Below are 14,614 nucleotides of genomic sequence, written 5' to 3'. Positions count from 1 at the left end.
GTCAGTCCCAGCCGTAGTCGAAGGGGATCCCGATGTCCAGCGACTGCGTGATGGTCAGCACCGGCTTGCCCTCCTTGCTGGTCACCGTGACGGGAATGGGCGTCCCGCACCCGATCTCGTAGCCGATCGAGAGCGGCACCGACTGCGGGTCGTAGTCGGGCTTGCACTGGCGTTGGGCCTTGGCCAGGGCCTGCCTGGCCTCGTTCTGCAGCTTCTTGTTGCCGGGCCACAGGTGGACCACCGCGATCTCGAAGGCGTCGGTGGCCAGGGCGGCGGTGTTCTTGACGGTGGTGCCCTGGTTCTCGGCGTGCGTCGAGGCCACGATGTCGACCTCGGTCATCGCGGCGCCCTTCGCGCGGTCGTGGGTCTCGTAGCCGATGGAGACGCGCTTCGTGTACGCCTGGTCGACACTGTTCACGGCCTGGCACTCGGGGTCCCTCACCTTGTAGCCGGAACGGTCCTTCTCCCCCGCCTCGTAACACCGCCACTTCAGCGCCTTCCCGATGCGGGCCAGGAAGTCGGGTCCCCGCGTCGTGGACGGGAAACAGTGCCGGCCGCGCTTCTTGCCCGGCTCGCAGGGCACCGGCGCCTCGGCCGCCTTCGGCGGGTCCGGCGTCGCGCTGGGCTCCTTCTCCCGCGTGCTGGGCCGGGTCGGCGCCACCTGCGCCACGGCGGGCTCGGCCGGCCCTCGGTTCAGCACGACCACCACCACGACCGCCGCCGCCAGCACGGCCACGGCGGCCACGCAGCCGGCGACGATCCAGGGCGTGTGGTCCTGCTTCTTGCGCGGCGCCTGGTGCGGGAAGCGCGGGTCGCCCCCGCAGTGCCGCCCGTTCCACTGGTCCACCCACCATCCCGGCGCGTGCCTGTCGGCCTGGATCGGAGCTCCGCAGCGCGCGCAGGGACTCGCTGTCATGGTGATGTCGGTTTCCTTCCCCCGCCCGGCAGGCCGTACGGCTTCCCGCGCGACCCTAGGGCCGGGCGCGCCGGGCGGGGCCTCCTTTCGAGGATCCTCGAAGCATGTGCCGGGCCCGCTTCAGGGGCCGGCCTCGTCGTACTCGACCGCGTAGTCCATGTGGGCGCGGTCCTTGAGCGCGAACGCGGCGGCCACGCTGATCAGGCCGCAGATCGCCATGTAGACGGCGATGGCGAACGAGCTCTCATAGGTGGCGTACAGCCAGACGGCGATCAGCGGGGCCGGCCCGCCCGCCGTGACCGAGGCCAGCTGGTAGCCGAGCGAGGCGCCGCTGTAGCGTAACCGCCCGGTGAAACTCTCGGCGATGAACGTGGCCTGCGGACCGTACTGGATGTCGTGGATGGGCGCCGCCGCCACGATGGCCAGGAAGACCAGCGCGGGCACGCGGGTGTCGAGCAGCGGCCAGTAGACGAACGACCAGACCACCATGGCCGCGGCGCCGATGATGTAGAGCCTCCGGCGGCCGACCACGTCGGAGATGTAGCCCCAGAACGGCACGGTGAACAGCGAGACGACGCCCGCGACGATGACGTACAGGTAGACGTCGCTCGCCTCGAAGCCGAGCGTCTTGGTGGCGTAGGTGAGGATGAAGACGGTGAAGATGTAGAACGGCGCCTGCTGACCCGTGCGCAGCAGGGCGCTCAGCACGATCTCCCGCCAGTTCTTCACGATGACCTGGCGTACGGGGACGCGCTCGACCTTGTTCTCCCGCAGGACCTTGGTGAAGACCGGCGTCTCCAGGATGCCGAGCCTGATGTAGAGGCCGACCCCGGCCATCACGATGCTGAGCAGGAACGGGATGCGCCAGCCCCAGTAGGGGTCGAGCGGCTGGAAGATCTGCAGCGCGAGATAGCCGAGCACGAGCCCGACAGGGACGCCGAACTGCGGCCAGCTGCCCAGGAACCCGCGCCGGCCGCCGCGCGTCTTGCCCCACTCGGTGGCGAGGAGCACGGACCCGCCCCATTCGCCGCCGACGCTGATGCCCTGGAGCAGGCGGAGCAGCGTCAGCAGGATGCCGCCCCAGATGCCGATCTGCGCGTACGTGGGCACCAGGCCGACGAGGGCGGTGGCGACGCCCATGGTCATGAGGGTGATGATGAGGGTGGCCTTGCGGCCGATGCGGTCACCGTAGTGGCCGAAGATCGCGGCGCCGATCGGGCGGGCGGCGAACCCGCCGAAGTAGGTGCCGAGGGCGAGCAGGAGGCCGGTCGTGGGGTCACTGGTGGGGAAGAACAGCTCCGCGAAGATGGTGCTGGCGGCGAAGCCGTACAGGAAGAAGTCGTACCATTCGATCGAGGTGCCGACGGCCGAGGCGATCACCGCCCGGACAACCTGCCGTCGCTTCTGCTGATCTGTCGCGTCGAGTCGCTGGTCCTCTGCCATCTACCGCTCCTCCGGTAGTGCCGCGTTATCCGCGACGCTACAGGACGTGTCGCCGATGGTCATCATGCTCTTTTCGCCGGTTTTCCCGTGCCTGCGCGGGTTCGCAGCGGGCGGCGGTTGGACGGGGTCGTCACGGGTAGCGACTGGGCGATGACGGAGGTGCCGAAGGGGGTTGGGTGCGATGCGTCCCATCGTCTCTGCCATGGTCGCCGTGGCGCTGGCCGCCTCCGGGTGCTCGGCGGCCGAGATCGACAGGGTGCAGTGGCGTCCGCAGAACGACGGCGCCAACGCCGACGGTCAGGGCGGTGTGCGCCTGCGCAACGTCTTCCTCCTGGGTGGCGCCCACCCGGCCCAACCGCCGCCGCGGTTCCCTCTGTACGGCGTGCTGATCAACGCCGGTGACAGACCGCTGCAACTCGAACGGATCACCGTCGAAGGGGGCGGCACGGTGCGGTTGCCCGGCCCTGTCACCCTGCGCCCCGACCAGCCCGTCGGCACGGCCGAGCAGCCGCTCGCCACGGCCAGCGGGATCCGGGGTGGCCTGGTGCCGCTGACGTTCACCTTCCGCGGTGCGCCTCCTCTGCGCGTATCCGTGCCGGTCAAGCCGCGAACGGGTCATTTCGCCCACCTGGGGACCTCGCCCCCGGTCCCGCCGTCGCCCACGTCCGCCACCACTGCCCCGCCGGCCCCGGAGACACCGCGCTAGCCGGGGCGGCCTGGGGCGTAGCCGGCGAATCCGCCGGCCAGCATGGCCAGGGCGCGGCGGGCGGCGGCGACGGCGCGCGGCCCGAGCTGGTCACCAGGCGTGCCGTCCAGCAGGCCGGCGCGCATCAGGGCGAGTGACTCCCGGTGCACGACCATCAGCGCCTCGGCGAGAAGCCGGGGACGCATGTCGTCGGGTGCCGCGCGCTGCTCCCCGGCGATCAGGGCGCACAGGGCGTCGGCGTAGCGGGCGTGGATCCGGCGCTCGCGGGCCCGCAGCGCCGGGCTGGCCGCGACAAGGGTCGCGAACATGCGCGCCCGCTCCCCCGACGCCGGGTCCGTCGCGAGGCGCCGGTAACGCCCGAGGAGGAAACGTTCGGCGGCGGCGAGCGCCGGCTCCCCGGCCGGCCGGGCGCGCACGCTCTCCAGCAGCTCCGCCTCGAAGGCCCGGTCCTCGCCGTAGACGAGGTCCTCCTTGGTCTCGAAGTGGTTGAAGACCGTCTTCTCCGTCACCCCCGCGGCCCTGGCGACCTCCGCCACGGTGACGGCGTCGAAACCCTGGCCGGCGAACAGCCGCAGGGCCGTCTCGGCGATGCGCCGCCTGGTCTCGCGCTTCTTCAGCTCGCGAACGCCCTCGACCATCCGTCGCCCCTTCGGTACAGTGACTGAACTTACAGTCACTGTACCGAAAGGCCGACCATGCCGGTGCTCGCCGAGCTCGTCCCGATGCTGGCCAGGATCCAGGAAGCCCGTCAGCACGTACCGGACGCCTCCACCCCGGTCGCCGAGCGGCGCGCCGCCATCCATCGCGGCATGGACCAGCGGGCCGCCATGGTGGCGCGGCCCGCGCCTCCCGTGACGGTCACGGACCACGAGATCGAGGTCGACGGCGGGAGCATCACGGTGCGCGGCTACACGCCCGAACGTCCCGGGCCGCTGCCCTGCCACATCTACGTCCACGGGGGCGGGTGGTGGCTCGGCGAGCTGCGCCACCGCGACGCCGTCTGCGGCCGCCTCGCCGCCGAGGCCGGCTGCGTGGTGGTCTCGGTCGCCCACCGGCTCGCCCCCGAGCACCGCTTCCCCGTGCCGGTCCACGACTGCCACACCGCCGTCCGGTGGGTCGCCGGCCAGGCGGACCTGCTCGGCATCGACCCCGCGCGGCTGTCGATCGGCGGCGACTCCTCGGGAGCCAACCTGGCCGCCGCCACCGCCCTCATGCTCCGCGACCAGGGCGGGCCCGCGCTGCGCGCCCAGGTGCTGGAGATCCCCGTACTCGACCTCACGGCCGGCCGGCAGGCCGTCGACCCGGGCACGGTCGTGCTGACGCCGGAAGAGCTGGCCGCGAACGTCGAGCAGTACTGCGCTCCGGAGCAGCGCCGGCACGCGTACGCCTCGCCGCTGCTGGCGGACGACCTGACCGGGCTGCCGCCCGCCCTGATCATGACGGCGGAGTACGACATCCTCCGCGGCGACGGCGAGTCGTACGCCCGGGCGCTGACCAGGGCGGGGATCGCGGCCCATGTGACCTGCTGGCCGGGGCACGTGCACGGGTCGCACGAGCTGACCGCGATGCTGGAGTCGGCACGGGAGTGGCAGGCGCGGGTCGCGGCGTTCCTGCGGGCCGAACTCGCCGCCTGACAGCACCGCGGTGCGAGCTCCGGATCAGCGGGTGCGGTAGAAGCGGACGTAGTCGAACTCGGCCTCGACAGCGGGCTGGGCCCCGCCGTGGGCGACCAGGCCGATGCGCGGGGACGTGTCCTTGCCGAACGTCCACACCCCGGCCCACGTCCACGTCTTGCCGTCACGGCTCGACCCGGCGCGGAACTCGTGTTCCCCGGTCTCCCGGTCCACGTGGTGGGCGAGCCGGAGCCAGGTCGTCCTCGCCGGGGCTCCGGCGATGTTCCCGCCGTACGACAGCCGGTCGGCGAACGGCAGCTCGCGGCCGTACTCCACCTGCCGGGTGTTCCAGATGGCCACCTGGGAGAGCCGGGCGAAGTCGTCGTCGGAGGCGTAGGCGACGAGGCCCGCCTGCTGGTGGTTGCGTACGGTGTCCTCGCCCAGGTCGAGCGTCACCTTGGTCTCCACGATGTAGTCGCCGCGCGGCGGCGTGCGCAGCAGCACGCTCGCCGAGTTGCCCGTTCCCACCAGGTCGCCGTTCTGCACCGGCCAGCGCAGCGCGCCGCCGGCGACGCGGGCGGCGGGGTCCTCGCGCACCCACTGCCAGGCGCGGTCCAGGGTGCCGAACTCCTCGGCGTCGAGCTTCCTGCCGGGCTCGGGGACGGGCGCCATGCGGGTGACCGGCTTGGCGAGCCTGGCCACGCTGACGTTGTCGAACTCCGCCGTGCCCTTGGCGACCAGCCCGAACGCGCCGGACAGCGGGACGGGCGAGTCCAGGCTCACGGTGGCCTGGGGGTCTCCGAGCCGGGCCGAGGTCACCTCGGCGATGATCGTCCTGCCCTTGACGGTGACGGCCAGGTTCCGCCAGGTGGAAGCGCCTCCCGGCAGCGTGGCCGTGCGGCGCTCGCCTCCCGCCGTGACGGTCAGGCCGGAGTCCGACACCACCGCGGTGGCCGCGCCGATCCGCAGTCCCGCCGTGCCACCGGGGCGCGCGTCGGCGAGCCGGAGGTCGGTCTCGGCCCGGCGGTCGCCGCCGAGGCCCTTCCTGGACGTCAGCGTCGCCTGCTCACCACCGTCATGCCGGACATATCCGTCCTGTACGGCCCAACCCCCGGTGTCACGCCACCCGGACAGGCCGCCGGAGAACCGTTCCTCGACGTGCCCGCTCGTCACGGGCCGCTCGGAGGAGCGTTCGGACGGTCCCGCCCCGGCGCGGACGACCGGCCAGCCGTCGATCCAGTCGAGCCGGTCGAGCAGCATGGGCCGCTCGTTGACGCCGTACGGCTCGTCCAGGAAGGGGTCGTCGCGGTCGATCGCGTGGTAGAGCATCCAGTCCTGCCCGGCCAGGTCGGTCAGCTGGGCGTGGTGGCCGACGCCGATCCAGCGGTTGCCGTTCTGCGCGACCACGGGGGTGCCGCCGGCGCGGGAGGCGAGCAGAGGCTGTCCCTCCCGGTCGGTGAACGGCCCGAGCGGGCTGGTGGCGCGCCCGGCCAGCACCGAGTAGCCGGTGGTGGGGCCGGCGCAGCAGTTCGCCGACGAGGCCAGCAGGTAGTAGTAGCCGTCGCGGCGCACGACGTACGAGCCTTCGAACTTGTTGTCCACGGCGACCTGGGTGGGCCGGCCGACGGGCCTGAGGCCGTCCGCGGACAGCTCGGTCACCCACACGCCGCCGAAGAACCCGCCGAAGTACAGGTACTTCTTGCCGTCCACGTCCGTGAACTGCGAGGGGTCGATCGTGTTCCAGTACGCGTCGCCGGACGGGCGCGGCGGAACCACCGGCTCGGGTGCGGGCGTCCACGGCCCCGTCGGCGTGGGCGCGGTGGCGGCGCCGATCGAGTAGTCCCATTGGTGTGGCGTGCCCGCCGAGTTGGTGACCGTGAAGTACATGACGTACCGGCCGTCGAGATAGCGGACGTCCGGCGCCCAGAGCAGGGTGCTCGGATCCGCGTACGACGGCAGGTCGTCCTCCCCGAACGCGTCGCCCACGTACGTCCACTCCACCAGGTCGCTGGAGCGGGCGATGGGCAGGCGGTGATGTTCGCCCTCTCCCTCGCGCAGCGGGTCGGAGGTGCCGTAGGAGTACCAGTAGCCGTCGAGCCCGCGGATCACGGCGGGGTCGGCGAAGGTGTCGGCGAAGTCCCGCGACACGGGATTGTCATAGGACGGGGCGCCCACCAGCGACAGGATGAGCGAGGCAACCGCTGCGATATGCATATATCAGCCTTTCAACCCACTGCGAGAGATGCCCTCGATGACGTAACGCTGGGTCAGCGCGAACAGGATCAGCACCGGAACGCTGGCCAGCACGGCGCCCGCCATGATCACCGGATAGTCGATCGTGTAGGCGCCCTGGAGGATGGACAGCCCTGGCGGGAGCGTGAAGTACTCCGGGCTGAAGATCACGAAGATCGGCCAGATGAAGTCGTTCCAGTTGGCCAGGAAGCTCAGCACCGCGAGCGTGGCCAGCGCGGGCTTCGACAGCGGCAGTGTGATCCTGGTGAAGATCTGCCAGTGGTTGGCCCCTTCGACCAGCGCGGCCTCGTCGAGCTCGCGGGGCAGGCCGAGGAAGAACTGGCGCAGGAAGAACACCCCGAACGCGCCCGCCGCGCCCGGCACGATCAGCGCGGTCAGGCTGTCGAGCCAGCCCAGCTGGTCGATGATCAGGAACTGCGGGATGAGGAAGACGAACCCCGGCACCAGCAGCGTGCCGACGATGACGGCGAACATCAGCCGCTTGCCCCGGAACTCCAGCCTGGCCAGCGCGTACGCGGCCAGCGACGACACCACGAGGACCAGCAGCATGTGCAGGGTGGCCGCGATCAGGCTGTTGGCGAACCAGCGCAGCACCGGCGTCTGCGTCGTGCCTTCGAAGAGGGTCCCGTACGCCCGGGTGACCGGCTCGGTCGGGAACAACGTCGGCGGCATCCTGGTGGCCTCCGACTGGCTCTTCAGCGAGGTGCCGAGCGCCCACAGCAGCGGCGACACGAACACCACGGCCAGCGCGGCGAGCAGCGTGTAGCGCTTCACGAGCGCCTCCTGAACAGGCGGAAGTTGAGCACGCTGACCAGGATCAGGGCGAGCGTCAGCACGTAGCTCATGGCCGCGGCGCTGCCCATCTTGTACTGGCTGAGACCCTGGTCGAGGATGTAGTAGATCGCCGTCCTGGTCTCACCGCCCGGCGCCCCCTGGGTCAGCAGGTACGACTGGCCGAACATGTTGGCCGAGGCCAGGATCGTCGTGGTGACCACGAACAACGCGACGGGCCGCAGGCCGGGCAGCGTCACGTGGCGGAACTCGGCCCACCTGCCGGCGCCGTCCACCTTGGCGGCGTCGTAGAGGTCGCGCGGGATGTCCTGCATGCCCGCGAGATAGATCACGCCGTTGAAGCCGATCGTCCACCAGACGGTCACGCCGACCAGCGCGATCCACGCCCAGGGGAGCGAGGTCGTCCAGCCGATGTCGGTGCCGAGCAGCCAGTCGACCAGGCCGAGGTTCGGGTCGAGCAGCAGCCGCCACATGAGGCTGACCACGGCCACCCCCAGCACGTACGGCGCGAAGAACAGCCCGCGGAAGAACGTCCGCCCCCTGAACGGCCGGTGGAGCAGCAGCGCCAGCCCGAGCGGCAGCACCACCAGGAACGGCACGCTGAACAGCGTGAAGATGCCGGTGGCCCGCATCGACATCCAGAAGTCGGCGTAGACCGCCGATTCCGGATCGAACAGGGCGGTGTAGTTGCCCAGCCCGACGAACGGCCTGGCCTCCAGCAGGTAGTCCCAGTCGTGCATGCTGATCCAGATCCCGTAGATCGCCGGGGCCAGCACGAACACGACGAAGAGCAGCAGGTAGGGGGCCAGGAAGAGGTAGGGGGTGGCGCGTCCCGACCGGGGAACGGCGGTGGCCGTGCGGGACGCGGCACCCTTCAGGGTGAGCGAGACCATCAGGCGCCGTACTTCTTCCGGTTCTGCTCAAGGATCTTGTCCGCCTTGGCCGCCGCCTCGGTGAGGGCGTCCTTGGGGCTCTTCTTCAGCAGGATCGCCGCGTTGACGGCCTGGTCGACCACCGCGGAGGCGTCGCCGATGCCGGCCACGGGCGGCAGGAAGTACAGGTGGTCGATCTGGGAGCCGATCGCCGCCTGCTCCTTCAGCTCTTTGAACTCCGCGCTCTCGCGGATGCTCTTGCGCGCGGGCACCTGCCCGGCCTTGGCCCACTCGATGGAGTGGCCGCTGATCCAGTTGATGAACACCTTGGCGGCGGTCAGCTTGTTCTGGTCGGGCCGGCGCTGCTTGAAGATCACGAACTGGTGCGAGCCGGCCCAGGCGGCGGGCTCGGTGCCGATCTGGGGCAGCGGCGCCACGCCCCACTCCAGGTCCTCGTGCTCCCGGAGCGTGTTGATGGACCAGATGCCGTTCCAGTTGAAGGCGGCCTTGCCGTTCTGAAGGGCGATGAAGTCGGCGTCCTGGCCCACGTTCTTCGGGCTGTAGCCCTTGTTGACCAGATCGACCAGCCAGGTGAGCGCCTGCACGCCGGGCTCCTCGGCGAAGCGGGAGACGCCGGCGTCGTCGGCGAACAGCCGGCCGCCGTTCTGGTGGAGCAGGCTGCCGAACTGCATGCTCCCGGTGAAGGGGAACGGCGTGGCCCAGTGACCCTGCACCCCGGCCTTCTTCAGGGTTTCCAGCGCGGCCAGGTATTCCTCGCCCGTCTTGGGCGGGTTGTCCGGGTCGAGCCCCGCCTTGGACAGGACGGTCTTGTTGTAGAACATGCCGAGCGGGTGCACGTCGAGCGGGATGGAGTAGCGCGCGCCCTTGTAGACGCCGGCCTGCCAAACGGGCGGCGAGAAGTCCGCCTCGGTCAGGCTGAGCGAGGCGGCCACGTCGTCGAGCGGCAGCACGACCTGCCGGGCGGCGTTGGTGGCCACGCTGTCGACGTGCATGATGCCGAGGTCGGGCCCCCTGCCTGCGGACACCGCCGCGGGCACCTTCGAGTAGTAGTCGGACCACTGATAGACGTTCATCGTGATCTTGATGTTCGGGTGGGCGCTGTTGAACTGCTCGACGAGCCGCTTCATGAAGGGCCCGTCGCCGCCGGTGAACCCGTTCCAGAAGGCGAGGGACACCGTGGGGCCCGTGTAGCTGGTGGGCGCCGCCGTGGCCGGTCCGCTCGACTGCTGGGCCGCCTGCTTCGGGCCGCCGCCCCCGCCGCATCCGGCGAGCACCATCGCTCCGAGGCCGAGGCCGAGCGCGCGTCGCCGGGTCAGGCTCTCCAGGGACATGTGAATCACTCCTGCCCATGTGATGTTGCCCCGTTCTACATCGTTGGTTCTAACGTTGTAAACAGGCAGCGCGAAAGTCGTTACAGCGTTGTAAACCGGGCACTGTAGGGTCATCGGCGGCGGAAGGGGACCGGAGTGCGGGCACGACTCAAGGACGTCGCGGAGCGCGCCGGAGTGTCCATCAAGACCGTCTCCAACGTGGTCAACGGCCATCCGCACGTGAGCGCGGCCACCAGGGAACGGGTGGAGGCCGCCATCGCCGAGCTGTCCTACCGGCCCAACCTGTCGGCCAGGAACCTGCGGTCGGGCCGCTCCGGCGTGGTCGCCCTGGCCGTGCCCGACCTGGACAACCCCTACTTCGCCGAGCTGGCCACCCGCGTCATCTCCGCCGCCGGCCAGCGGGGCTGGACCGTGCTCGTCGACCAGACCCAGGGCGACCCGGACAAGGAGCGCCTCGTCGTCGGAGGCAGTCGGTCCCACCTGATCGACGGCCTGCTGTTCAGCCCGCTCGCCCTCACCCAGCGCGACCTGACCGGGCGGGAGGACCGCACGCCGATGGTGCTGCTGGGCGAGCGCGTCGGCCGGCGAGCCCCGTACGACCATGCCGGCATCGACAACGTGGCCGCCGCCCGCGCGGCCACCCTCCACCTGGCCGAGCGGGGACGGCGCCGGATAGCGGCGCTCGGCGCCCAGCGCGCGCCCTCGGCGGCGACCGCCCGCCTGCGGCTGAAGGGCTACCGGCAGGCGCTGGCCGCCTGCGGTCTGGCGGCGGACCCGTCGCTCATCGCCCACGCCCCGGCGTGGCACCGGACGGGCGGGGCCGAGGCGATGGCGGCGCTGCTGAAGGCGGACGCGCCCGACGCGGTCTTCTGCTTCAACGACGCCCTGGCGCTCGGCGCCCTGCGCACGCTGCTCTCGCGCGGATACCGGGTGCCGCAGGACGTCATGGTGATGGGCTTCGACGACATCGAGGACGGCCGTTTCGCCACGCCCTCGCTGTCGACCGTCTCCCCCGGCAAGGCGCTGATCGCCGAGTCGGCGGTGTCGCTGCTCGCCGACCGCCTCGCCGGCGCCACGGGCGAGCCGAGAGAGGTGCGCGTCCCCCACCGGCTGACGCCCCGCGAAAGCAGCTCGTCCGGCGCGTTCCCGTGACCGGCCCGTTCCTTCATCATGCCCCTCTGACAGAGATGATGTAGGGGAGCACCTCCCGCCAGTCCTGACCCACCCTCTGACAGCGCCTTCATTTGTCCAACCTCCGCTGGACAATGTTCGGACATTGATGGCTTGGCAGGAGCCTGGGCGGCGGGCAACAGTGGTGGGGGAAAGCACCGCGACGGCAACCGGCCCTCGACGTCGTAGCGGCAGGACCAGGTGCTTCACCTGCTCCTACGGCGACGAGGGCATCCGCACCGTCACCGCCTCCTTCCCCCACCGCTGCGGCGGCTGACACGCCGCTCCTGATCGCCTGGGCGCTCGCCGCCGAGGCGCCTCGGGGCCCCGGCCGAGTGAATTCGCGGTGGCATCCACCCGGCCGGGGCCCGCACCCGAGAGGGCTCCCGCCAGGGGTCCGGCCGGCCAGGACACCTTTGATAACCTCGTTCCGTCTGGACGTGGTGCGGTTCTGCAGCCGCACGGGCGCTCGACCGAAGCAGGGGTGGGATGGCGGAGTCCTCCGGACCGCAGGACGAAGGCACGGGATCCCGGCGAGGGCGCCGGCCGATCCGGCCTGACCCTGGCGCCGGTCCCGTCTCCCTGCTCGCCCACCGCCTCTGGGAGCTCAAGGAGGAGGCGGGCGACCCTTCGTTCGCCGACATGGCCGGCCGGCTCGGCGCGGCGGCCTCGAAGTCGTCGCTGGCGGCCGCCGCCCGGGGCAGCGCGCTGCCGAGCTGGGAGACGACGTGGGAGTTCGTCCGCGTCCTGGCGGTCGACCGGCTCGGCCGCGATCCCGAGCAGGTCAGGCGCGAGTGGCGGAGGCTCTGGGAGCAGGCGCAGGCAGGGGAGGCCGGCGCACCGCTCGACGGTCCCGGACCACCTCCCGATGGTTCCGCACCATCCTCCGGCGGCCCGGAACCGTCCTCCGGCCCGCGACCGGGCGCTCGCCGTACGCCGCCGGTCAGGAAGGCGACCGTGCTCGCCGCGGCGACCGGCGTGATCGGGGTCGCCGCCATCCTGCTCGGCTGGGTGCTGCCGCTGCTCGGAGAGAGCGACGAGAACGAACCCACGGCCCAGCCCACCCCGTCGCAGACCGTCTCGCCGCGCGACGACTCCGCCTTCGAAGGGGACGTGACCTTCCCCGACGGGAGCGTGGTGGAGCGGGGCGCCTCCTTCGACAAGGTCTGGCGCATCCGCAACGCGGGCACCGTCCCGTGGCAGGACCGCTATCTGACCCGCATGAACGACACCCCGTGCAAGGCGCCGGAACGGGTCGGGATCGGACCGGTGCTGCCCGGGGAGACGGTCGACATCAAAGTACGCGTGCGCGCCGCCGACTCCCCCGGCCGCTGCAAGATCTTCTGGAAGATGACCGACGAGGACGGCACCCCGCTGCTGGCCGGCAAGAAGCCCATCTTCCTCGACGTCACCGTCGGCTGAGACGTGGGGTCCGCACTCGTGTGAGCGCATGCTGCGCGAACACCCGGATCGGCGCTTGACGGGCCGTCAGTTCGTCGGGAACGGCAGAGCGAGGAGGTTGTAGGTCATGGCCATCTTGAAGAACATCACACCGGCCAGGGCGAGCGCCGTGTAGCACAGCCGTCCTGGCCGGCCCCACCAGCCCTTCACCCAGGCCGCCACCGCGCAGCAGGCGACCAGGACGGAGAGCACGAGCCCGGCCGTGGCGACGATCGGCAGCACGGCCAGCCGGGGCGCGTAGAGAGTGGTCAGCTCTATGACCACGTTCGGGTCGGACATGGTCATGGCGATCCCGCCGACGAAGACCGTCACCAGGGCGGCGGTGATCCAGGCCATCAGCCGGGCGACACGGGCACCGGCCGGCTGCGGCCGGGCTCCGGGACGGGAACGCCCGCGCAGGACCCGGACCAAGGCCGTGATCGGCAGGGTGAGGAAGGCCAGCACGAAGACCAGGGCGCTGGAGCCCAACAGGACCATGTGCAGCATCGGCTCTTCTGACCAGGCCAGCTTCTCCAGCGCCTCGGACGGGTTCATCGAGCTGGACAGCGTGCCCTCGTCGTCGAAGGCGATCTTCGCCTGGCCGTCGCGCTCCTGGAAGAGACCCGGCCCGATCGGCACCCAGTGCTGGGTCGTCCTTTCCGGATCCGGCGAAAGGCCAGTGGTGGTGAGCGTGCCGTCGGTGTTGGCCTGGACGCTTGGCGTGGCGAACAGCGCGCTGACCTTCATGAGGCTGGTCCGGCTGGTGCGGGTGGAGCGGTAGGTGCCGGCGTAGCGCGTCATGTCCCCGCCGGAGACGGCCGGTGTGCCGGCCGGGAGCAGGGGAAAATACTGGTCGATGATCTGATTGACGAGGCTCTGACCGCTCCAGCCCGCGACCTGGCCGACGCCGTCGCCGTTGTAGACGACGTAGATCCCGAGGTCCTGCTCCGGGAGCAGAGCCATGACGTTGTGGTGGCCAGGCACCTCGCCGTCCTTATAGACAAGCCGGTGGCCGTTGCGCGAGCGCTGCTCGAAGGCGTAGCCCATACCCGGGATGCGTGGGTCCTGGGCATAGTGCTGCTCCCGAAGGCGGCGGGCGACGTTCTCGCCCATGCGCGGATCGTCGCTGAGGTGGGCGAGCATGAAGCGGCCCATGTCGGCGGGGGTGGAGACGGGGCCGGTTCCCGTGGGAGCCCAAGGGCCGTACTGGCCTTTGACCGTGGCGTAGCCCTCCGCGCTCGGGCGGTAGGCGCCGGCGAGGGCGGCGTCGAGTGCCGCGGCGTGCGGTACGGCCAGGCTGGTGGCGTTCATGCCGAGCGGCTCGAGTACGTGCTGCTCGACGTACTCCGCGTACGGCTGTCCGGAGGCGGCCTCCACGAGGTGGCCGGCCAGGGCCATGCCGTAGTTGTCGTAGGCGACGCGCGTGCCGGGCGGACGTACCCGGCGCGGTTGCCGGCCGGCCAGGCTGTCCCGCAGGGAGCCGACGTCTTCCGCATCGGCCTCGGCGAGCCCGACGATGTCGTCGTCGAAGCCAGCCGTGTACGTCAGGAGGTGTTCCAGGGCGACCGGCCGCCCTGGAAAGGTATTCTTGATCTTGAACGTGGTCAGATACCTGTTGACGTCCGCTCGCAGGTCGAGCTTGCCGTCGTCCACGAGTTGCAGCGCGGCCGTGGCGGTGAACAGCTTGGCGAGCGAACCGGTGAAGAAGCCGGTGCGCCGGGGGTCGACCGGCCGGCGCGTGGCCACGTCGGCGACACCGTATCCCTTGGCGAGGACCGTACGCCCGCCGGAGACCACGACGACCGCCGCGCCGGGAATGCGCTCCTTGGCCAACTGCTCGGGGACGATCCGGTCGACCATCTCGGCCAGTCCAGGCAGGTCGGTCATCGGCGTGACCGGGCTTGCGGATGCCGTGGCCTGGCCTGCTGTGAGGATCACGGCGCCGGCCAGTGCCGTGGCCACGATGCGGGTGAGGTGCGCTTTCATGAGCGCAACCCTGCCGATCTATGGTGATATCGGACCAGTGTCAGGGACACCAGTGCTCTTGACGAAATGCA

General features: G+C 70.9%; 12 protein-coding genes. 4 read left to right on the top strand and 8 right to left on the bottom strand.

The features are described from left to right. Nucleotide 1 precedes the first annotated feature (1 nt). Nucleotides 2-916, bottom strand: a complete 915-nt coding sequence (locus ABGB14_RS04000) for a hypothetical protein (protein ID WP_347642139.1) — start codon at nucleotides 914-916, stop codon at nucleotides 2-4. 120 nt (nucleotides 917-1,036) lie between these two features. Further along, complete coding sequence (locus tag ABGB14_RS03995) at nucleotides 1,037-2,359, bottom strand: MFS transporter (protein ID WP_347642138.1); 1,323 nt, start codon at nucleotides 2,357-2,359, stop codon at nucleotides 1,037-1,039. A 181-nt stretch (nucleotides 2,360-2,540) separates the two neighbouring features. On the opposite strand from ABGB14_RS03995, the gene ABGB14_RS03990 reads away from it, so the two are divergent. Next, complete coding sequence (locus ABGB14_RS03990) at nucleotides 2,541-3,065, top strand: hypothetical protein (protein ID WP_347642137.1); 525 nt, start codon at nucleotides 2,541-2,543, stop codon at nucleotides 3,063-3,065. Here the strand turns inward: ABGB14_RS03990 and ABGB14_RS03985 are convergent. Continuing rightward, nucleotides 3,062-3,703: a helix-turn-helix domain-containing protein gene (locus ABGB14_RS03985; protein WP_347642136.1), complete on the bottom strand. Its 642-nt coding sequence runs from the start codon at nucleotides 3,701-3,703 to the stop codon at nucleotides 3,062-3,064. The two genes, ABGB14_RS03990 and ABGB14_RS03985, sit on opposite strands and share 4 nt — an antisense overlap. A gap of 57 nt (nucleotides 3,704-3,760) precedes the next feature. Here ABGB14_RS03985 and ABGB14_RS03980 point away from each other — a divergent pair, with 57 nt between their 5' ends. Beyond that, on the top strand, nucleotides 3,761-4,699 hold the full coding sequence (locus ABGB14_RS03980; protein ID WP_347642135.1) for an alpha/beta hydrolase: 939 nt from the start codon (nucleotides 3,761-3,763) through the stop codon (nucleotides 4,697-4,699). 24 nt (nucleotides 4,700-4,723) lie between these two features. Here the strand turns inward: ABGB14_RS03980 and ABGB14_RS03975 are convergent, their stop codons facing one another. Genes ABGB14_RS03975 through ABGB14_RS03960 form a run of 4 tightly spaced genes read right to left on the bottom strand, consistent with a single transcriptional unit; the run spans nucleotide 4,724 to nucleotide 9,947 of the window. Then, nucleotides 4,724-6,892, bottom strand: coding sequence for a family 43 glycosylhydrolase (locus ABGB14_RS03975; protein WP_347642134.1), 2,169 nt, complete (start codon nucleotides 6,890-6,892; stop codon nucleotides 4,724-4,726). Nucleotides 6,893-6,895: 3 nt separating this feature from the next. Next, complete coding sequence (locus ABGB14_RS03970) at nucleotides 6,896-7,705, bottom strand: carbohydrate ABC transporter permease (protein ID WP_347642133.1); 810 nt, start codon at nucleotides 7,703-7,705, stop codon at nucleotides 6,896-6,898. Then, complete coding sequence (locus tag ABGB14_RS03965; RefSeq protein WP_347642132.1) at nucleotides 7,702-8,616, bottom strand: sugar ABC transporter permease; 915 nt, start codon at nucleotides 8,614-8,616, stop codon at nucleotides 7,702-7,704. The genes ABGB14_RS03970 and ABGB14_RS03965 overlap by 4 nt, the downstream gene beginning before the upstream one ends. Next, nucleotides 8,616-9,947, bottom strand: coding sequence for an ABC transporter substrate-binding protein (locus ABGB14_RS03960; protein WP_347642131.1), 1,332 nt, complete (start codon nucleotides 9,945-9,947; stop codon nucleotides 8,616-8,618). The genes ABGB14_RS03965 and ABGB14_RS03960 overlap by 1 nt, the downstream gene beginning before the upstream one ends. Before the next feature lie 135 nt (nucleotides 9,948-10,082). Here ABGB14_RS03960 and ABGB14_RS03955 point away from each other — a divergent pair, with 135 nt between their 5' ends. Together ABGB14_RS03955 and ABGB14_RS03950 are read left to right on the top strand one after the other, a co-directional pair. Further along, entirely contained in the window at nucleotides 10,083-11,099 is a 1,017-nt protein-coding gene (locus tag ABGB14_RS03955; RefSeq protein WP_347642130.1) for a LacI family DNA-binding transcriptional regulator, read from the top strand. 507 nt (nucleotides 11,100-11,606) lie between these two features. Then, a complete protein-coding gene (locus tag ABGB14_RS03950; RefSeq protein ID WP_347642129.1) occupies nucleotides 11,607-12,539 on the top strand; it encodes an NBR1-Ig-like domain-containing protein in 933 nt (310 codons plus the stop codon). Nucleotides 12,540-12,605: 66 nt separating this feature from the next. On the opposite strand, the gene ABGB14_RS03945 is transcribed toward ABGB14_RS03950, so the two are convergent. Beyond that, a complete protein-coding gene (locus ABGB14_RS03945; protein WP_347642128.1) occupies nucleotides 12,606-14,543 on the bottom strand; it encodes a serine hydrolase in 1,938 nt (645 codons plus the stop codon). Nucleotides 14,544-14,614: the final 71 nt, after the last annotated feature.

Origin of the sequence: Nonomuraea sp. B10E15 (assembly GCF_039871615.1) — a bacterium.
GTDB lineage: Bacteria > Actinomycetota > Actinomycetes > Streptosporangiales > Streptosporangiaceae > Nonomuraea.
Note: the sequence above shows the minus strand (reverse complement) of the source record. Positions and strands in the feature narration are given on the sequence as shown.

Coding starts and splice junctions, on each gene's coding strand:
- ABGB14_RS04000 (WP_347642139.1), bottom strand. CDS start 916: ATGACAGCGAGTCCCTGCGCGCGCTGCGGAGCTCCGATCCAGGCCGAC.
- ABGB14_RS03995 (WP_347642138.1), bottom strand. CDS start 2,359: ATGGCAGAGGACCAGCGACTCGACGCGACAGATCAGCAGAAGCGACGG.
- ABGB14_RS03990 (WP_347642137.1), top strand. CDS start 2,541: ATGCGTCCCATCGTCTCTGCCATGGTCGCCGTGGCGCTGGCCGCCTCC.
- ABGB14_RS03985 (WP_347642136.1), bottom strand. CDS start 3,703: ATGGTCGAGGGCGTTCGCGAGCTGAAGAAGCGCGAGACCAGGCGGCGC.
- ABGB14_RS03980 (WP_347642135.1), top strand. CDS start 3,761: ATGCCGGTGCTCGCCGAGCTCGTCCCGATGCTGGCCAGGATCCAGGAA.
- ABGB14_RS03975 (WP_347642134.1), bottom strand. CDS start 6,892: ATGCATATCGCAGCGGTTGCCTCGCTCATCCTGTCGCTGGTGGGCGCC.
- ABGB14_RS03965 (WP_347642132.1), bottom strand. CDS start 8,616: ATGGTCTCGCTCACCCTGAAGGGTGCCGCGTCCCGCACGGCCACCGCC.
- ABGB14_RS03960 (WP_347642131.1), bottom strand. CDS start 9,947: ATGTCCCTGGAGAGCCTGACCCGGCGACGCGCGCTCGGCCTCGGCCTC.
- ABGB14_RS03950 (WP_347642129.1), top strand. CDS start 11,607: ATGGCGGAGTCCTCCGGACCGCAGGACGAAGGCACGGGATCCCGGCGA.
- ABGB14_RS03945 (WP_347642128.1), bottom strand. CDS start 14,543: ATGAAAGCGCACCTCACCCGCATCGTGGCCACGGCACTGGCCGGCGCC.